The sequence below is a fragment of the Prosthecobacter sp. genome, from assembly GCF_044373815.1.
GTDB lineage: Bacteria > Verrucomicrobiota > Verrucomicrobiia > Verrucomicrobiales > Verrucomicrobiaceae > Prosthecobacter.
This window is the reverse complement of record NZ_JBIPNG010000084.1, coordinates 1-17,808: the sequence shown is the minus strand read 5'-3', so window position 1 is coordinate 17,808 and position 17,808 is coordinate 1. Positions and strand designations below refer to the sequence as shown.

Genomic DNA, 17,808 nt, shown 5'->3' with positions numbered 1-17,808 from the left:
TAAATAATGCCTGGAATTTAGTTGATGCCGCCGTCAAAGCTGCTGATCTGGCTCAGGGGCAGCAGGCGGGAGTCCTGGACGGCAGCCGTCCGGTGGCCGAGGCCGGCCATGCAGTCTTGATTTTCTGCAAATGCTAGGAAGGCCTCCGCACTGCTCTGGCGCACCAGCATAACCAGATCCCATCTCTCATGCTCAGGGCCGATGAGGAACGAGCCACCCGCACCGAGGAACATGAGTTCTCCCCCGCTTTGGTGTAAAAAAGGCAGGGTGTGGCGAATGTAGCGATCAAAAGCTTCCGCACCACGGATGGGGCTGTCGGGGGCCAGCTCAGGAGCCGAGGAATAGTCGGCTGTTTCACGGAAGCGCAGCAGGTTCAGCATGATGAGCTCGCCTTGCATGCCTCTCATGGCAAATTCGCGGCCAGCCTGCTGCGTGGGCATGAGGCAGCGCGGGGATGCGGGGACGGGACTCATGCCGCTGGGCCTCCTTCCTTCCCCTGCGCACGAGCTTCGAGGGACGTACGCCATTCCTTTCCCAAAGCAAGCCGCATCACGTAGTCACTCACGTCACGGGGCCAGGCGGACAGTTGCTCCTGCAACTTCAGCACGTCATTGGCAAAGAGCGCGCGTGAAGCCTCCTCAAAGCCTGGAAGATCGCCGCCAAGGGTGACCATGAACTGGTAGGCGCGTTCGAGAGCTTTTCGCGCCTGGTCTTTTTCACTGCTCTGACGCCGGGCTTCTTCGACCAGTTTTCTCAGAGCCACGGATGCGCCGCCAGGTTGTGTATCCAGCCAGTCCCAATGCCGAGGGAGCAGCGTGATCTCTCGCGGCACCACCCCCAGCCTTGGCCGCCCGCGCCCCCGGGGAGTTGCAGGCTCCATTGCGGTCGCTTCAGCGGCTGTTTGCTCATGAGATGGAAAGAGCGCAGTCAGGCGGGCGCAGACCTCCTCGTCAGTCCCCCGGGTGTCCACTTCGACGGTGCGCCCTGTAGCATCGTCAAAAATCAAAACCGGTCCGGGTGAGCCGCGTTCGAGCGCACTTTTGAGCGCCAGAGCGTTCGTGCGCAATGCCCCCTCAGCGACACGCCGGTGGCCATCAAAGGTGGTGAATGAGTGATTGAGGAATGGTTCGGTCATATGGAGTGACTTAATATTACCCGGATAAAATTCAAGTGTATTTTCATCCGGGTAAAAATAACTCAGCCCGACCTTTTCTTACCTTCCTGCTTTTTGCCAAGGACCCGCCACAAGGGATAAAGTTGAGGTGGAAATGGCCTTATTGCGGTGCTTTGCCCGGTTGCACACGCCGGGGCATGAGTTAGTTTTCGTCAGCCATGTTCAAAGACCTCCTATCCCCCCAGAACACTTTCATCTACGGCATCGTGCTCTGCGGTATTTTCCTCGTCCAGTCCCTCTGGGGCCATTGGAAGACCAAGCGCGAACTCAAGCGCTACAAAAACATGCTCAGCGACAAGCTGGACCTCGATTCCAAGCAGAGCCAGGACATCAACAAGGAGCGCGCCGCGCTGAAGCAGGAGAACGAAAACCTGCGCATGCAGATCGCCCGCCTCAACGAACGCCCTGACAACAAGATGCAGCGCGAGCTGGAAATCCTGGCCCGCGCCGAAAAGCAGATGGTCATCAGCGCCCCCGGCTTCGCTCCGGCATGGGAGATGGCCAAATCGGCGGCTCTGGGCCAGCTTGAGAACGAGGAGAAGGGCCAGTCCTTCCCTTCGAAGATCTTCCGCAAACTGATCGGTTCCGGTTCGTCGCAAACGAACGTCGCCCTGCCCGAATCCGCCGCTGCTGCCGCAAAAAACGGCGAAGCCACCGCCTCTGCTGCCTGAGCCTGAGCGTGCAATGACCCGCACCGAGGCCTGGCTTGTACTGAACCTGCTCCCACAGGTGGGCCCTGTGCGTGTGCGTAAACTGCTGCAGCACTTCGGCAACCCTGAACGCATCCTCAGCGCCAAAAGCAGCGACATCCTCCAGATCGAAGGTTTCGGCCTCGCTCAGGCGGAGAACATCGCCGGATGGGAAGCCCAAGTCGATCTCGAAGGCGAGCTCAAGAAGGTCAAGGAACGCGATCTCACCCTGCTCACGCAGGAGGATGAGCTCTACCCGCCGCTGCTGCGCGAAATCTACAACCCGCCGCTCGTCCTCACCGTCTGGGGTGAACTCACCAAGCGGGATCACAACGCCCTCGGCGTGGTCGGCAGCCGCCATGCCACGCATTACGGCCTGAGCACGGCGAAGAAGCTCAGCTTTCAGATCGCCTATGCCGGTTACACCGTGGTGAGCGGACTTGCCCGTGGCATCGACACCGCAGCGCATGAAGCAGCACTCGCAGCCAAAGGCCGCACAGTCGCCGTCATCGGCTCCGGCATGGGCAAGCTCTACCCGCCGGAAAACATGGCACTCGCCGAACGCATCGCTCAAAACGGCGCGGTGGTCAGCGAGTATCCGGTGGATCGTCCCGCCGACAAACAAACCTTTCCCTACCGCAACCGCATCGTCGCGGGCTGGACCTGCGGCTTGATCGTGGTCGAGGCTCCGCTGCGCAGCGGCTCCCTGATCACCGCGCAGCAGGCCACAGAGCAGGGCCGCACCGTGTATGCCGTGCCCGGCCCCATCGACAAACCGACCTCCGCCGGTTGCAATCGCCTCATTCAACAAGGGGCCAAGCTCATCATGGATGGCGCCGATGTGCTCGACGATTTGATGACCCTCTTCCCCACCGCGCCCAAAGCGCCGAAGGTCGAAGAGTCCCGCCCCGTCGTCACGCTCACGCTGGAGGAAGAAATCCTCTACAACGCCATCAGCACCGACGAAGCCCACATCAACGACATCACCACCACCTCCGGCCTGACCACCGCGACGGTGTCAGCGACGCTGATGCGGCTGGAGATGAAGCGGATGATCCGGGCGCTGCCGGGGCGGAGGTATGTGAGGCTGGTGTGAGAGAATGCCTGCCAAGCCCTCGAATGCAGCACCTCAGAAAGGTGCTGACAAACACGGTGAATTTGGTCATGCTGTTCCTGTTGGCTAAAAATCCAAGCATGCCATGAAGACGCTCACTCTTTTGTTCATCCTGGCAGCTCTATTTCCTACAAAGGGTCTGGCACGTGCCGTTCTGAGCTATGACATGAAGACGTTGATGTGCCGGTCCTCGCTGGTGCTGGTGGGCAAGGTGAAATCCGTGCAACCCTCTGGCATCAAAGAGAAAATCGTTTACCCGACCAAAGACTATCTTGTGTTTGAATGGCTGAAGGTCGAAATTGAAGTCATCGAACCTGTCAAAGGGGCGCAAAAGGGAGATGTGATTCGCACCCTGATGCTCTCGATGCCTGAAGGTGTCATGGCGAACGTCCCCGGGATGATTCATCCAAAGCCTGGTCAGCATCACCTGCTTTTTTTGATACCTACTCAATTTAAAAATGTCTATGCGGCCGCAACGGCACCAGACGATGAAGATGAAGCGATTTTCATTCTGAATAGGACGAACACGATGAAGTATGGCAGCTTCGGAGACGGTAATTCTCCAGAAGAATATGGCGAACGTTACAAGGCCATCTGGAGCCTCGTCGATGAAATGGGACAGATCACCCCCAAAGGAGCAGAAGAGTTGCGCAAAAACTATCAGGCTGAGATCGCCACAAAGCCGCCCAAGGACGCCATCATCCATCTTCAATGGAAGAAGGAAACTTCAGTGAGCGGATGGCAGTGGAATGCGCCTATTGAAGGCTCTGAGAAAAAGAAACCCACCGGCACTGGGAAATCTGCTCCGGTTAAGTCGAAGTAATCTCAGCTATCCCCTGCCCATAACTAACACTTCACCGCTTCTCCCAAAGCAGCGCCAGGAACAGCGGGAACTCTTTCCGTGAACGGTTCTCGGCGGCGGCGCGGGGGCCGGGCTGGCTTTCTTTGTGGGAGTACCATTCTTCGATGCCTGCAAGCCGCAAGCCCGCGCCGAAGCCGGTGGCGGTGAGGGTTTGCAGGCTGCGGTGAAAGGAGGTGGTGGTCTCGCTGTCGGGCCTGCCGGGGTGCATGATGATGGGGATGCTCAGGGTGCTGCTGTAGGCATCGATGCGGCGGTACTGAATCTTGGCGGCTTCATCATTGCCCCAGCTCGTCTGACGCGGGATGCGGAAGGCGGGATGATTGACAACCCAGAGCATGCGGCCGCCGGGCTTAAGGACTTTGGCGGCGGCGGCGCTGACGACATCAAGGTGCTCCATGTTTTGCACGCAGAGGATGGCGGAGGCGGCATCGAACTCGCCGAGGTCCTCGATCTGCGCGGCATCGCGGGCGAGGTAGCGCACCGGCGGCTTCACGGGGTAGGTGCGTGCTTTTTGGATCAGCGTGGGAGCGGCGTCGACACCGGTCACCTGGCATCCTTCCTGGGCGAGTGCGCGGGAAAAGACGCCCTGACCGCAGCCAAGATCGAGCACGCGCTCACCGCGCTTGGGTGCCAGCAGATTGAGAGCACCGGGAATGACAACGGCCTGGTAGAGCTCTGAGCCGCGCTCGCCAATGATGCCGTCGTACCAGTCGGCGGATTTTTCCCATGAGGTGCCGTGTGCGTGGCCGCCCTGAGCACGATTGGTCTTCTCAAGTTTGCGCTGGGCACGGTTGCCCTGCGGACGTTTGAATTGCTCACGATTGCCCTGCGGACGATTGCCGTATTCGCGGTTTCCTTGCGGAAGGTTGCTTTGCGCACCATTCCCCTGCTCGCGGTCATCCTGTTCGCGACTGCCCGGCTCACGGGGCGGTGAGGGACGAGGACGGAAGGGGCGGCGGGGCGGTTGCGGCATGCGGCATGATGTCGCGATAGGCGTGGATTGCCAGCGGCTCTGCACAATGTCCTTACTTTTATCTTCCCACAAACAGCGTGATATGCCAGCCTCACGCCCTTTCTCCCATGTCCGCCACCCCTTCCCGTGCCGTCCCCGGTATCATCCTCGCGGCACTGAGCCTGTTGAGCGCCTTTCTGCTGTTTCAGGTGCAGCCGATCATCAGCAAATTCATCCTGCCGTGGTTCGGTGGTAGCCCGGGGGTGTGGACGACGTGCATGCTGTTTTTCCAGGTGGTGCTGTTTGCCGGCTATGCCTATGCGCACACGCTGACGCTGCTGCCACGGCGCTGGCAGGGCATCGTTCATGGCCTGCTGCTGGGCATGGCGATCGCCATGCTGCCCATCGCTCCGAATGAAATGTGGAAACCGACGGGCTCTGAAGATCCCGCACTGCGCATTTTGCTGCTGCTGTTTGTCAGCGTGGGGCTGCCCTACTTCGTGCTCTCCAGCACGAGTCCGCTGGTGCAGGTGTGGTTCACCCGCACCACGAATGGGGCCAGTCCGTGGCGGCTGTATGCGCTTTCAAACATCGGCTCGCTCGCGGCACTGCTGAGCTACCCTTTGTTCTTTGAAGTCCACTGGGATGTGGTGGAGCAGACGACGCTTTGGGCAGTGGGCTTCGGCGCCTTTGCAGTGCTCTCTCTGGCCGGCATCTGGCTGGACCGCAATCATGCCATCGAGGCAGAGGCCAAGCCCGACGTGGTGATCGACACCGCTGCCGATCATCCCGGCTGGCTGAAAAGAATCCAGTGGGTGCTGCTGCCCGCACTGGCCAGCTGCGTGCTGCTTTCCGCAACGAATCACGTCTGCCAGGACGTGGCGGTGATCCCCTTCCTGTGGGTCGTCCCCCTGAGCCTCTACCTGCTCACCTTCATCATCTGCTTTGAGCATGAGCGCTGGTATGCACGCATCTGCGCGCTATGGGCGCTGCTGGCTCTGCCCGTGCTGTTTCTCACCTGCACGGAAAGCCGGCTCCAGGGCCAGTCATTCTGGATCGATTTCGAATTGATGATGCACAACCACGTGGAGCCCCTGCTGAACCGGCTGACCGGGCAGAAGTTCCACCTTGCTAGCATCGACCTCACGCCAAATTTCATCTGGGAGCTGGGCTGGTCCTTCAGCGCCATGTTTATCGCCTGCATGCTCTGCCATGGAGAACTCACGCGGCTGAAACCCGCCCCGCGGCGGCTCACCGAATTTTATCTCCTCATGTCCTTCGGCGGTGCGCTGGGCGGATTGTTCGTCAGTCTTGGGGCACCTCACATATTCACCTCCTTTGCGGAATGGCCGATCAGCCTCATCGTGGTGGCCGCCCTCGCGTGCTACATTTTGCTGCGCTCGGTGCTGAGGGTCAAACATGTGTGGGAATGGCTGCTGGCACTGGTCATCACGGCCGTGACCTGCGGGGTGGCCTGGATGCTGATTCATCACGGCATCCTCACTCAGGAGGAGGTGCAGAAGCAGTTGAAGATCGACCTTATGCCACCGCCAGAGGTGATCTACGGCACGCTGGCGGGCATCGGTCTTTGTCTGGCCGTGCTCGTCTTCCGCATCATCCGGCGTGGCTTCATGCGTCCTGCGCTGATCTCCATCACCATGCTCGGCATGCTCTTCACCCTCGTCCTGCTCACGATGACCGACCTCGGCTTCAAGAATGACGACAAGGTTGAACGCGTGCGCAATTTCTACGGCATGCTCTCCGTCTCGGAGGATGATTACCAAAGCGGGGGCGAGACCTTGCAATACCGCCAGCTCACCAACGGGGGCATCATCCACGGCATGCAGAATCTCGCTGCCTCGATCCGTGAAGAACCCACCAGCTACTACGGCCACCAGACCGGCATCGGCAAGGTGCTCGACAGCCTCAAGGACCGCCCGGACGCGCGCGTCGGCGTGGTGGGCATGGGAGCTGGCACCGTCTCTTGCTACGCCAAGAGCGGGCAGACCTTCCGCTTCTATGACATCAATCCCGATGTGGTGCGCATCGCGGAGAAATGGTTCCTCTACCTCGAGGATGCCAGAAAACGCGGGGCCAAGGTGGAGGTCGTCGTTTCAGATGCGCGTCTGGCGCTCGACCGCGAGCCATCGCAGCAGTTTGATGTGCTGCTGCTCGACGCCTTCAGCGGTGACTCCGTGCCGGTGCACCTGCTGACCCAGGAAGCCTTCACGATCTACGACCGCCACATGAAGCCCGACGGCATCATTGCCGTGCACATCACCAACAGTTATCTCGTGCTGGCGCCGGTGATCGAAAAGATCGCCGCTGCTGTCGGCTTCAAAACCGTCCGTATCGCCACCGAGGCCGATGGCGACCATGACTCGACGGACTACATCCTCGTGACTCGCAACGAGGCTTTCCTCAAGGCCACGCCAGCGGAGCTGCTGGGGAATGAGATCGAACTGAAGCAGGACGTCCGGCTCTGGACCGACCGATATCACAATCTGCTGCGCATTTTGGACATCCCGCAGAATATCAAGGAATAGGGTCCCGGGACCAAGAGTGAATTTGCGAACGCCCGCGAACGCGCCAAACTTAGGCGATTCGCCATGCTCTCACTCGATCCAGTCCCCACGCCGCAGCAGCTGTTCCGCTGGTTCGACAGCGGCCAAATCACACGGGAGGAATTCCGCACCGCCATGGCGGTGCATACCTGTGAGATCATCCAGGAGATGGAGCAGGCGCATGCCAACCCGCTCGTGGCCAAGTTCAATGAACTCATGAACCGCCGGGAGGCCTGGAAGTGGTCGCGCAAGCATGGCGAGATGGTGATGCGTGAGATCCTCTGTGCCCTGATGGATGAGGAGCGTTTTTCGCCGGCACGCTGGCTGTGGAACGCTGCACACCCGCACATCCCCATTCACTGCTTCTTCCGCACGCGCGGCACCCCCGTGCTGCGCTTTCTCGAATTGTCCGTGCATCCGCAATACGTCACCGTGGTCGTGGAGCACGGCGGCAGCGAAACCCTGTCCCCCACCCAGGAGCGCTTTCACCTGCGCCGCACCCGCCAGCAAAGCCTTCAGGTCGAACGCCGCGAACTCATCTAATTCTTCCGCCATTGCTTTGCGGCGCCCGGCTCGCATTCTGCTCTCGTCATTCGTCTCCCCCCATGCCCCCTCCTCAGAAAAAATCTCTCGGCCGCCTTGGCCTGACGATCTTCGCCCTAGTCGCCCTTTTCCTTGGCGCTTATTACCGCTTTCCCACGCTTGGCGAGCGCCCCATGCACACCGACGAGGCCATCCTCGCGATGAAGTCCGCGGAGTTCCAGGCCACCGGCCATTTTAAATACGACCCGAAAGACTTCCACGGCCCAGGGCTGCACTACATCACACGCATCTGGTCCAAGCTTTCCGGCTGGGGAGACTCCTCCACCTGGACCGAAGCCGAGCTGCGCACCGTGCCGGTGGTCTGCGGACTGCTGCTCCTGCTGACCACGCTGCTGCTGCGCAATGCACTCGGCCGGCTTGCCACGGGGTTCGCGATGCTGCTCATCGCCATCTCGCCAATGGAGGTCTATTACTCGCGCTACTTCATCATGGAGGTGCCGCTGGTGCTGTTCATCACGCTCAGCATCGCTTCGCTGTGGCACTACTCACAGGGAGGCGGGCGCTGGTGGCTGTTGCTGGCGGGCTTTGCCATCGGCATGCAGCACGCCACCAAGGAGACCTTCGCCATCAATGTCGTCGCCGGGCTCGTTGGATTCGCCGTCACCAAAATGATGGTCGGGGACTTCGCCCCCCGGCGCAGCGGCTATGACACCGGTGGGAGCAAGCGCCGTGCAGCCACTCCCTGGCTGTGGGTCATCATTGCTGCCATCGTGACCAGCATCACGATCTACTCCGGTGGATTTAAAGACTGGCAGGCCGTGAAGGACAGCGCCCTGACCTACCTGAACTACTTTGAGCGCGCCGGTGGCAGCGGCCATGAGAAGCCCTGGCACTACTACCTCACGCTCATCTTCTGGCGCAAAGACGGCCTGGTGTGGAGCGAGGCCATGATCGGCGGCCTCGGCATCATCGGAATGCTGTATGCATTTCTGGGAAACCACATGAAGCAGCCCGCGCGGCAGGCCTTTCTCGTGTTCCTCTCCGTTTACACCCTGGTCCTCTTCTTTATCTATTCCTTCCTCGCCTACAAGACTCCCTGGTCAATCCTCAGCGCCCAGCATGCGCTGACGCTGCTGGCGGGAGTCGGTGCTGCCGCGATTGCGGGATCACTCACCGGGAAATTCTCGCGGCTCGTTTTCAAGGTCGCCTTCGGCCTCGGTCTTTACCATCTCCTGTCGCAGACCAACCACGCCATTCACCTCTACGCTGCCGATTCGCGCAATCCTTACGTTTACTCGCACACTTCCACCAACCTTCTGCGGCTGCTGCCTCAGGTGCGAGAACTGCAGAAGACCGCACCGGATGATGCCTTCAATGTTCTCGTCATCAATCGCGACGCAGGCTGGCCTCTGCCTTGGTACTGGCGCGACATCAAAAGCGTTCATTACACCACCACGATCCCTGAAACCATTGACGCACGGGTCATCATCGCTGAACCCGAGATGAAGGCCGCACTGGAAGCGAAATTCGCCGGTAAAACGTACACCAAGCCGGATCTCTTCGGCCTTCGCCCCGGCGTGATGCTGAACCTCTGGATTGAACAATCCCTCTGGGACCGTCACAGCCTGCGCAAGCAGCAGGAAGCCGCCAAACCGTGAGCGCTCCCACCCCGCAGCACCATCGCTTCACCTGCAATGCGATGGCCACCACCTTCGACGTCATCATCAATCATGAGGATGCCGATGAAACCTACGCGGCCCAGGCCTCACAGGCGGTGTTTCAAGAAATCGCCCGGCTCGAAGACGAGCTGAGCCGCTTCCGCGCCACCAGCGACATCTACCGCCTTGGGCAGCTCAAAGCGGGGGAGAGCATCCGGGTCGGCATGGCGGCGTGGGATTGCCTGTCGCTGGCCAAGGCCATGCATCAGGAAACAGCGGGAGCCTTCGACATCACTATCGGTCCGCTTATGGATCTGTTCATCACGTCCGAAGGCGAGCCAAGGCAGGTCAGCAAAGACGTGCTGGAGCAGGCGCGCCAGATCATCGGCAGCCAGCGCTTCGACCTTGATGAAGAAACCATGAGCGTCACCGTGCATGCCACCGGCATGATCTTCGACCTCGGTGCCATGGGCAAAGGCTACGCACTCGATCAAGCCGCCGACGTGCTGCAGGACTGGAAGATCAGCAATTTCGTCCTCAATGCTGGAGACAGCACTATCCTCGCCATCGGTGCACCAAGTGGCAAAGAGGCATGGTCCATCACCCTCGGAGGCGGTGAAAAACAAACCGCCCTTCTCAATCGCGCCGTTAGTGGTTCGGGCTTCGCCGTTAAGGGCGCGCACATCATGAACCCGCGCCTGTTTGCCCCCGTTCCTCTCAAGAACCGCCGCACCTACGCCCTCGCCCCCACCGCCGCTTTGTCAGATGCGCTCTCGACGGCGTTCATGGTGATGGAGAAAGACGAGATCGGTGTGCTTTGCGCCCGCTATGAGGATGTGGAGGCGCTGGAGTTGGAAATGTCATAGACAAAAAAGCCGAGAACAAGTCAGTTCAACCTCTTCACAGCCATGCACCGAATTGCTTTCATTGTCCTTCTCACCGCCATCCTAGCCTCGTGCTCCAGCAAACAAGCACCCGCGCTTTCCAAAGAGGAGAAGGCACATCTGCTCGGCCCAAACTCCAACGTCTCCATGCGCTGGCACAAAGTTGACGGGCCTGACTTCCGCGTTTTCCACGGCATCCCCAAATCACCCGCAGAGGGTGAGATTGGTTTTTACATCGGCGGGCATCCGTCTTTCAAGCCAGAGGCTGGCAGCACGCGCCATGCCGGCAAAATCGGAACCCACAAAGTCACATGGCATCGTAAGACCAAGCCCGATGGCTCGATCTACCAGACGACACTTTTTGCCTTGGACCAAGACTATAAGATCCATGCCTGGGTCCTTGGCCACACACCATCCAAGCTTAATGCACTGACGCTGGAACTCGGCACACTGCGCCTTTTCTCACAGGCTAGGTAGAAGCAATTCACTCCGTGATCACTTCCACTCCGCCAAGAGAGCCAGCCCCTCCCGGTTCCTAGGAGCAAGCGCCAGTGAATCCAGCAGGTGGCGTTTCGCCTTCGTGGCATCGGATGCGCGGAGCAATTCAGCCAGTTTGAAATGCGTCTGTGCGCCGCCGCTGGGATCGAGCACGAGCACACGTTCAAAAGCGGCAATCGCCTCCGGCGTTTCGTTCAGAGCGGCACAGGCATCTGCCAGCGCTCTTTGCGGTGTCACGAGAAATGGATTCAAGGCCATCGAACGCAGGGCATTGGCTTTCACTTCCGGCCAGCGCTTGGCCGGCACATCAAGTTCGATCAGGCGCAGGAAGGAGCTTTGCGCGCTGGATGATTTCGCCGCGATCTGCCGGAGCACGGCGACTTCCTCATCCGTGCGCTTCAACTGACGCAGCGCCTGCACCTTCAGCGCGTAGCCGCTGTCGGCATCGTAGTTGTCAGGCAGCATTTCGATGATCTTGTCAGCCAGCGGCAGCACCTCGGCCCATTTCTTGGCCTCCATCATTGCCCCAGCTTCCTTGTGCAGAGCCCAGAGATTGGTGGGGTGCTTCTTGAGAAACTCGGTGAATGAACCTGCATCGAAGGGATTCAGTTGCTCGGCCTTCGGTTCTTCCCAGTCGGCCTTGGCTCCAAAGCTTTTGGCCTTGGCGGTGATGTACTGAGCGAACTGCTCCTCGACCGCTTCAATGTCGCCGACGTTCGCGGCGATCGCATCGTTGATTCGTTTACCAGCGGCGAGCTCCTGCAGAATGCCCTGGAACTTGTCCTTGCCGAATTTCTCCAGCAGAAACTCCACGGCCTGGCTGGACTCATAGTAGGCAAACATCAGATGATCCTGCGTCTTTGGCGCCATGAAAGCGCCGCTGAGACGAGTCAGGGGCGTCAGAGTTTCCTCATCGAGCACCATCTCGCGAAACTTGTCATTCATCCACATGCCCCAGGCGGGATCGCGCTGCCGCTCTTCGTGAACGCTGATGCCTTCGCTCAACCAACGCGGCATGCGGTTCTTCGTGACGGTGAGCGTGATCACATGGCAGAACTCATGCCACAGCGTGCTCTCCCAATTGTTGCGGCCATGGGCCAGACTGCCGGGGCTGTTCATCGTCACCACGGTGCCAAAGCACACGCCCAGCATCCCCTGCCCGCCCAGTGCGCCAAAGGTACGGATGGCGAAGTCCTGCTGTGCGCCGAAGAACTCCACCAGCACGGGGCGCTTCAAGTCCATGCCGTATTTCGCGCCCAGCACGGTCTTCGCATCGCGCAGCAGCGCGAGTGCACGCGTGCCGTAGATGGGCCAGTCGCGCTTGGGCATTTTCAAGATGAAGTCCTCAAAGGTCTGCGTGGTGTAGCCGTTCATCTCCTTCTCCAGCAGCGCCAGATTGTGCGCCTGGATGTTGTAGCCGTCCTCCTTGCGGATCAGCTCCGCGAGCTTCCACGCCTCCTCTTCTTCACCAAGGCGGAGCAGATCATGGCAGAGCTGCATCTTGGCTGGCAGATACTTCGGATCAAACTCCAGCGCCTGACGCTGGCGGGCCGAGCTCTCGGCAAAACGATAGGCCCGCGACAAACAGCGCCCGATGGTGTGATCCACCTCGGGATTTTTGCCCCACCGTTCCAAAGCATGTGCTCGCGCCTCCTCCATCTTGCCGGCATCGGCCATGAACAGATACGCCACGACGGCCCGCAGCGACCATGCCACCGGGTTCTGCCCATCTTGATCAAGCACCTGCTGAATGGCCGCCTCGGCTTCGATGAACTTTTCTCCGCCAATGAGCTGTTCCGCCCGCAGCAGGTGGGCCGCCGCCAGATGAGGATTCAATTCGAGCGCCTTCTTCAAGCTCTCCGTCGCCTTCTCGCGATCACTCGAGTGAAAGGCTCTGGCAAGCCCCAGCCGCAGATCGGCCGTCTCACCATGGGCTTTCAATCCGGCGCGAAACACATCCGCCGCGCGCTGCGCATCATCCTTTTCGAGTGCGAGATTTCCTTCGGCAAGATATGCCGCCTCTAATTTGGCATCCTTGCCCTGCGCCAGTTTGAAATATTGCGCGATCACCTTCTGCGCATCGGCACCGAGCATCACGGCCGCCCGGCCAAGCACCACCGACTCCATGGCCGTGCGATCCTTCGCCACCTTCGATTTCGCCGCTTCATTGATGCCCTTCAAAGCCTCCGCCATCACATCCGCCCGCCCCAGCATGTGAGCCAGATCATGGCGCAGCAGCAGGATTTCGAAGTGCCCCGGATACAGCACCAGCGCCTTCCCGGTTTCCTCCAGCGCCTGCTCAATGTGTCCCATTTCACGCAACGCCTTGAACCGCAGAATCCGCCAGTCCGGCGCCTTCAGTCCTTTCTCCGCCGCCGCTTCACCAATGCGAGCCACGAGTTCGTAGTCGCCACGTGCCAGCAGTTCCCCCACCGGCCCCAGATTGCGCTCCTCAAAGATTTTTTCGAGATCGATCTGCTGGGCATGCGAGATCGAGATGCCCAGAAGGAGCAGAAGGAAGGAAAGCAGGCGCATGGATTCAAATCGCGTCCGAACACCCGATTCTCGCATGAGTTGTGCCTGCGTGGGAAGGAAAGATATTAGCCCGCCGTGGCCTCGGGCTCCCAGCGCACCAGGCGCAATCCTTCCACCACCTCAAAGTGCGCGTCACGAGAGGCCAGTGTGAGGTCATGTACCAGACAGGTCGCGGCGATCCAGATGTCGTTCTCGGGAATCATCGAACCGAGTTCGGCAAGCCGCGCTTTTGCTTGACCGTAACGCTCGGCGATTTCGTCATCATGATGAACCGTCTGCACCAGCGGGAGAAATGATCGGATGCGGGCAAGCTGCTTGTCTCGGTGCTGGGTGTGATACGCCCCGTAATAAAGCTCGCCCAAAACCGTGACGGGCATGTAAAGCCGGGTGTTCGCCTTGATTTGGGCTCCGACCTCCGCATCCCCACGCAAATGCGCGCTGACGATGTTGGTATCCAGCGCAAATCCGTTCATGGCTCGATGCGTTCGCAACCTTCCTCGATCACACGATCAAACGCATCCGCCTCGTCTTTCGGCATGCTGCCGAAGGAGGCATCAAAAGCAGCCTGCCGATCCGCCGTGGTATGCTGGCGCATTTGATGCACGAAATCGGCCACCTTTTGAAGAGCGTTCGCCGGCAAAGATTCCAAATCAGCCATAATGCTTTCCTGGGAAGTCATGCGTCAAAGATGATCTTGAAGAAGCTGAATGCAAGTCCGGTTACATCCCTGCCCTGACAAGCGCTATGCGTCGTGAGAGCCCCGCGGGACCTAAGGCGGAGACGCCTCGGGCCGATGTCAGGCCGGAGGCCTAACCTCCGGGAGAGACCAGTTGCGGCGCAACGGGTCAACTTTATGCAAACAAGCTCGTGATCGGCTGTCCCTTGTCCGTCACTGCGAAGGGACGCTTAGTGCTGGAATACAGCACGAGATCGAGCGGCAGACCGAGGGCGTAGGCGATGGTGGCGTTGAAGTCGGGGACGCCGACTTTGTTTTCGGTGACTTCGATGCCTTTGTCCGTCTTGCCATAGACCTGACCACCGGCGATGCCGCCGCCCCAGAGGACGGAGCTGAAGGCTTTCGGGTAGTGGTCGCGGCCTTCGTTCTGATTGATCTTCGGGGTGCGGCCGAATTCGGAGGTGAGGACGACGAGGGTGTCATCCAGCAGGCCCCGGCGTTCGAGATCGGTGAGCAGCGTTCCAAGCGCTTTATCGAGATCACCACAGCGCTCGGGCAGACGGGCAGCTATGTCCTGATGCATGTCCCAGCCGCCGAGATTCACTTCCACAAAGCGCACACCGTGCTCCACGAGGCGACGTGCGAGCAGGCAGCCCTGCGCGAAGTTTCCATCACCGTATTCGGCATGAGTTTCCGGGGATTCCTTGCTGAGGTCGAAGGCGTCGAGGTCCTCGCTCTTCATGACCTTGATGGCGTCCTTGTAGACGTCCGCGTAGGCTTTGACGTTCTTGTAGTTGTAGGCCTGCTGGAATCCTTGATCGAGCTTGGCGGACAAACCGAGACGGTAGTCGAAATCGCCCTCGCTGAGTGCGCCGGGACGATGACTGTTTTGCAGACCACGTGCTGGATCATTGAGGACGAGCGGCTGGTAGGCGGCCTCGAAGAAACCACCGCCGGGGTGCTTGCTGTCGCTGGTGATGATGACGGAGCCGGGCAGATCGACATTGCCCTTGCCCTGAAATTTCTGCATCCAGGCTCCCATGGTGGGATGCCGTGTGGCACCGCGCATGGTGTAGCTGGTGTGCTGGAAGTAGTTCCCCTGCGCATGTGCGCCCTGCGTCGAGGTGAGCGAATTGATGATGGCTCCGCGATGCATCATCTTCGCGGTGTGCGGCAGGAGTTCACCGATCTGCACGCCATCCGCGCTGGTGGCGATGGTCTTGGTACCGCCCATGGTGTCAGCACCGGGCACGCAGCCGAAGGTGTCCAGATGCGTCATGCCGCCGGACATGTAGAGATAAATGACTCGCTTGGCTGTGGCGGCCTGCTTGGCCTTGCTGGAGCCTTCAAACGCAGCATAGCCGCGTGGCGCCAGGGCGCTCATCATGGAAACGCCGAGGCAGGTCTTGGCGATGTTTTTGGCAAAGTCACGGCGGGTGACATCGTCACAGGAATGGAGGAGGGGTTTCATGCGGAGGATGAGGCGTGAGGATTACTGAACGAAGAGGAACTGCGAGCCGGTGATGAGCGCGTGGGTGACATCCGCGACGGCCTTGTCGCCGCGCTCTTTGATGACGTTGTTGAGGATGGCCTGTTCATTGGCCGTGGGAGCGCGACTCAGCAGTGCTTGATAAAGTGTGACGATTTTATCTGAAGGTGACCCAGCCTTGGCGATGGCCTGATTCAATTTGGAAGCCGGGTTGTTGATCACATCGGCGGCGGGTCCATTGAGCAGCGTGAGGGCCTGCGGCACGGAGGCATCGTCGCTGGCGTTCTGGATGAGTTCGCGGTCGCTCTGGCCAAAGGTGCGCAGGAAGGTGCCGGGGCGCGCGGGACTTGGCTGCTCAGACGCACGGGAGGTGAGGCCGAGGCCGTCCTTGCCGCTGCTGTTGCGCTGATAGGCTTTCACGAACTCCTTGCGCTGCTCCTTGGTCATGGATGCGAGTGTTTTAGGATCAACCTGGGGGCGATTGTCAGGTTTCTCGGGGCGATAGCCCTGGCGCAGATCATCGGCGCGCTCTTTGCCGAGCAGAGCGACGAGGATGTCCTTCTCAGAGGCTCTGCGCAGGGTAGCGGCCTCTTTGGCGAGTGCTTTGCTTGCTGCCGTGGTGTCGATTCCCTTCGCCTTGTCAGCTTCGAGCTTGGCTTTCATGTCATCGATCTGCTTCTGGTTGGCATCCAGCTTGGCCCGGCCTTCTTTGGCCACCTGCACCAGACCTTCAGCCCCCTTGGATTTGACTGTGCCGAGGAAGGTGGAGAGATCATCGAGGTATTGGTGAAGGCGGGCGTTCTCGTCATCGACGGTGTCATCCACATTGCCCTTCGAGAGCGTGACAAAAGAGTCCCAGATCTGCTCCGCGCTCATGCGGCGCAGGATGGGACCGGTGAAGTGGTAGGTCTCGCCGAGCGGCACCTCATGCGTGGTGGCGGCGCGCTGGTAGGTATCGGTGTTGTAAAGCACCCGCAGGAAGGATTTAAGCGAGTATTGTTTCTCGGTCATCAACTGGCCGAGGTAGTCCATCAGCGCCGGATTGCTGGCGACGGTGCTGTCGGTCATTTCATCCACAGGCTCGATCAAGCCGACACCGAAGGCTTTCTTCCACATGCGGTTGGCGATCACGGTGGTGAAGCGCGGATTCTCCGGGCTGGTCATCCAGTCGGCGAAAGCTTGCAGACGTGTTTCACCGGGTTTGATCACGGCATCCTGGCCAAACATGGTCTTGGGCTCCACCTTTGCACCGGGCTTGGCATCGGGGTATTTATAGTCCGCAGGGAGAGAGGGCTGCTTGCCTTCCTGCCACTCGGCGCTGGTGTAGCGCAGCGGCTTCATCACGTCCTGCATGGCGCGTTTGACCTGCTGCATGTCTTCACGGCTGACTTTGGATTCCTCCGCCTTTTTCTCCGCCTGCATTTTGGCCCGGTAGGCTTTCTTCTCGGCGGCGCTCATGGCCTGCAAGGCTTTCTTGTCCAGTTCCATGCCCTTACTGGCGCTGCCTTTGAAATCCACGCCCCGGCTTTTCGTGTCCATGCCGTAGGTGAAGGCGGCCATGTGGTAGTAGTCCATCTGGGACCACTTGTCGAAGGGGTGGTTGTGACACTGCGCGCAGACGATGCTGGTGCCCAGAAAGACCTGCACGGTGTAGGCTAGGTGGTCGAGCTTGTTTTCATCCCGCTGCCAGAAACCGATGCTGCCGCTGTCCCACACACCGCCGTCGGTGGTGAGGAGGTTTTTGACGAACTTGTCATACGGCACGTTGGCTTTGACCTGCTGCTTGAGCCATTCCTCATAAGCCTCGGCGGTGATGCGGCCCTTCACGTTGTCCGTCAGGCGCAGCACATCGGCCCAGTAGTTGAACATGTGGCTGGTGTAGCCGTCGGAGGCCAGCAGGGTGTCGATGAGCTTGGCGCGCTTCTGCGGGTCTTTGGAGGCAGTGTAAGCCAGAGCTTCTTCAAGGGTTGGAATGCGCCCGGCGATGTCGAGGTAGAGGCGCCGCACCAAGACCTCGTCACTGGCGGGCGGGTTCGGCTTGAGACCGGCTTTCTCCCAGCCTTGGCTGAGGAACTGATCAATCTTCTGGCTTTCCGGCAACGGAGACGCTTGCAGCGAAACGGAAGTCAGCAGGCATGCGAGGAGGAGGCGGGGGGCGTTCATGAAGGGG

General features: G+C 59.8%; 16 protein-coding genes. 8 read left to right on the top strand and 8 right to left on the bottom strand.

The genetic code is table 11. The features are described from left to right. Positions 1 to 17: 17 nt before the first annotated feature. Entirely contained in the window at positions 18 to 473 is a 456-nt protein-coding gene (locus tag ACIREA_RS09655) for a DUF1330 domain-containing protein (protein WP_397382058.1), read from the bottom strand. After that, positions 470 to 1,135 (bottom strand): DUF2239 family protein, encoded by a 666-nt coding sequence (locus ACIREA_RS09650; RefSeq protein ID WP_397382057.1) that lies wholly within the window; start codon positions 1,133 to 1,135, stop codon positions 470 to 472. Before ACIREA_RS09650 ends, ACIREA_RS09655 begins: the two co-directional genes overlap by 4 nt. A gap of 197 nt (positions 1,136 to 1,332) precedes the next feature. On the opposite strand from ACIREA_RS09650, the gene ACIREA_RS09645 reads away from it, so the two are divergent. The 3 genes from ACIREA_RS09645 to ACIREA_RS09635 all read left to right on the top strand — a co-directional run bounded on the left by ACIREA_RS09645 (position 1,333) and on the right by ACIREA_RS09635 (position 3,800). Next, positions 1,333 to 1,845, top strand: coding sequence for a hypothetical protein (locus ACIREA_RS09645; RefSeq protein WP_397382056.1), 513 nt, complete (start codon positions 1,333 to 1,335; stop codon positions 1,843 to 1,845). A gap of 13 nt (positions 1,846 to 1,858) precedes the next feature. Further along, the gene (gene dprA / locus ACIREA_RS09640; protein WP_397382055.1) at positions 1,859 to 2,959 is read left to right on the top strand and encodes a DNA-processing protein DprA; all 1,101 of its coding nucleotides are present in this window, start codon (positions 1,859 to 1,861) and stop codon (positions 2,957 to 2,959) included. Between the two features lie 103 nt (positions 2,960 to 3,062). After that, positions 3,063 to 3,800 (top strand): hypothetical protein, encoded by a 738-nt coding sequence (locus ACIREA_RS09635; RefSeq protein WP_397382054.1) that lies wholly within the window; start codon positions 3,063 to 3,065, stop codon positions 3,798 to 3,800. 31 nt (positions 3,801 to 3,831) lie between these two features. On the opposite strand, the gene ACIREA_RS09630 is transcribed toward ACIREA_RS09635, so the two are convergent. Beyond that, the gene (locus tag ACIREA_RS09630) at positions 3,832 to 4,812 is read right to left on the bottom strand and encodes a class I SAM-dependent methyltransferase (RefSeq protein WP_397382053.1); all 981 of its coding nucleotides are present in this window, start codon (positions 4,810 to 4,812) and stop codon (positions 3,832 to 3,834) included. Positions 4,813 to 4,919: 107 nt separating this feature from the next. Here ACIREA_RS09630 and ACIREA_RS09625 point away from each other — a divergent pair, with 107 nt between their 5' ends. The 5 genes from ACIREA_RS09625 to ACIREA_RS09605 all read left to right on the top strand — a co-directional run bounded on the left by ACIREA_RS09625 (position 4,920) and on the right by ACIREA_RS09605 (position 10,917). After that, complete coding sequence (locus tag ACIREA_RS09625) at positions 4,920 to 7,337, top strand: spermidine synthase (RefSeq protein ID WP_397382052.1); 2,418 nt, start codon at positions 4,920 to 4,922, stop codon at positions 7,335 to 7,337. Between the two features lie 63 nt (positions 7,338 to 7,400). Continuing rightward, positions 7,401 to 7,898 (top strand): hypothetical protein, encoded by a 498-nt coding sequence (locus ACIREA_RS09620; protein ID WP_397382051.1) that lies wholly within the window; start codon positions 7,401 to 7,403, stop codon positions 7,896 to 7,898. A gap of 62 nt (positions 7,899 to 7,960) precedes the next feature. Then, the gene (locus tag ACIREA_RS09615) at positions 7,961 to 9,556 is read left to right on the top strand and encodes a flippase activity-associated protein Agl23 (RefSeq protein WP_397382050.1); all 1,596 of its coding nucleotides are present in this window, start codon (positions 7,961 to 7,963) and stop codon (positions 9,554 to 9,556) included. After that, a complete protein-coding gene (locus ACIREA_RS09610) occupies positions 9,553 to 10,422 on the top strand; it encodes an FAD:protein FMN transferase (protein ID WP_397382049.1) in 870 nt (289 codons plus the stop codon). Before ACIREA_RS09615 ends, ACIREA_RS09610 begins: the two co-directional genes overlap by 4 nt. Positions 10,423 to 10,464: 42 nt before the next feature. Next, positions 10,465 to 10,917, top strand: coding sequence for a hypothetical protein (locus ACIREA_RS09605; RefSeq protein ID WP_397382048.1), 453 nt, complete (start codon positions 10,465 to 10,467; stop codon positions 10,915 to 10,917). Positions 10,918 to 10,935: 18 nt separating this feature from the next. On the opposite strand, the gene ACIREA_RS09600 is transcribed toward ACIREA_RS09605, so the two are convergent. The 5 genes from ACIREA_RS09600 to ACIREA_RS09580 form a co-directional block, all read right to left on the bottom strand. After that, on the bottom strand, positions 10,936 to 13,473 hold the full coding sequence (locus ACIREA_RS09600) for a peptidase MA family metallohydrolase (protein ID WP_397382047.1): 2,538 nt from the start codon (positions 13,471 to 13,473) through the stop codon (positions 10,936 to 10,938). Between the two features lie 65 nt (positions 13,474 to 13,538). Next, positions 13,539 to 13,946, bottom strand: a complete 408-nt coding sequence (locus tag ACIREA_RS09595; RefSeq protein ID WP_397382046.1) for a type II toxin-antitoxin system VapC family toxin — start codon at positions 13,944 to 13,946, stop codon at positions 13,539 to 13,541. Then, positions 13,943 to 14,152 carry a hypothetical protein gene (locus ACIREA_RS09590; protein WP_397382045.1) on the bottom strand — a complete coding sequence of 70 codons (210 nt, stop codon included), beginning with the start codon at positions 14,150 to 14,152 and terminating at the stop codon, positions 13,943 to 13,945. Before ACIREA_RS09590 ends, ACIREA_RS09595 begins: the two co-directional genes overlap by 4 nt. Positions 14,153 to 14,324: 172 nt before the next feature. Beyond that, a complete protein-coding gene (locus tag ACIREA_RS09585; protein WP_397382044.1) occupies positions 14,325 to 15,620 on the bottom strand; it encodes a DUF1501 domain-containing protein in 1,296 nt (431 codons plus the stop codon). A 21-nt stretch (positions 15,621 to 15,641) separates the two neighbouring features. Then, positions 15,642 to 17,808: DUF1549 domain-containing protein (locus ACIREA_RS09580; protein WP_397382043.1), on the bottom strand; the 2,167-nt coding region annotated here is incomplete at its 5' end.

Excerpts from the sequence above, each read along its gene's own strand:
- ACIREA_RS09625 (WP_397382052.1), top strand. The coding sequence starts at position 4,920 with ATGTCCGCCACCCCTTCCCGTGCCGTCCCCGGTATCATCCTCGCGGCA.
- ACIREA_RS09620 (WP_397382051.1), top strand. The coding sequence starts at position 7,401 with ATGCTCTCACTCGATCCAGTCCCCACGCCGCAGCAGCTGTTCCGCTGG.
- dprA (WP_397382055.1), top strand. The coding sequence starts at position 1,859 with ATGACCCGCACCGAGGCCTGGCTTGTACTGAACCTGCTCCCACAGGTG.
- ACIREA_RS09585 (WP_397382044.1), bottom strand. The coding sequence starts at position 15,620 with ATGAAACCCCTCCTCCATTCCTGTGACGATGTCACCCGCCGTGACTTT.
- ACIREA_RS09605 (WP_397382048.1), top strand. The coding sequence starts at position 10,465 with ATGCACCGAATTGCTTTCATTGTCCTTCTCACCGCCATCCTAGCCTCG.
- ACIREA_RS09600 (WP_397382047.1), bottom strand. The coding sequence starts at position 13,473 with ATGCGCCTGCTTTCCTTCCTTCTGCTCCTTCTGGGCATCTCGATCTCG.
- ACIREA_RS09650 (WP_397382057.1), bottom strand. The coding sequence starts at position 1,135 with ATGACCGAACCATTCCTCAATCACTCATTCACCACCTTTGATGGCCAC.
- ACIREA_RS09635 (WP_397382054.1), top strand. The coding sequence starts at position 3,063 with ATGAAGACGCTCACTCTTTTGTTCATCCTGGCAGCTCTATTTCCTACA.
- ACIREA_RS09590 (WP_397382045.1), bottom strand. The coding sequence starts at position 14,152 with ATGACTTCCCAGGAAAGCATTATGGCTGATTTGGAATCTTTGCCGGCG.
- ACIREA_RS09595 (WP_397382046.1), bottom strand. The coding sequence starts at position 13,946 with ATGAACGGATTTGCGCTGGATACCAACATCGTCAGCGCGCATTTGCGT.
- ACIREA_RS09615 (WP_397382050.1), top strand. The coding sequence starts at position 7,961 with ATGCCCCCTCCTCAGAAAAAATCTCTCGGCCGCCTTGGCCTGACGATC.
- ACIREA_RS09645 (WP_397382056.1), top strand. The coding sequence starts at position 1,333 with ATGTTCAAAGACCTCCTATCCCCCCAGAACACTTTCATCTACGGCATC.
- ACIREA_RS09655 (WP_397382058.1), bottom strand. The coding sequence starts at position 473 with ATGAGTCCCGTCCCCGCATCCCCGCGCTGCCTCATGCCCACGCAGCAG.
- ACIREA_RS09630 (WP_397382053.1), bottom strand. The coding sequence starts at position 4,812 with ATGCCGCAACCGCCCCGCCGCCCCTTCCGTCCTCGTCCCTCACCGCCC.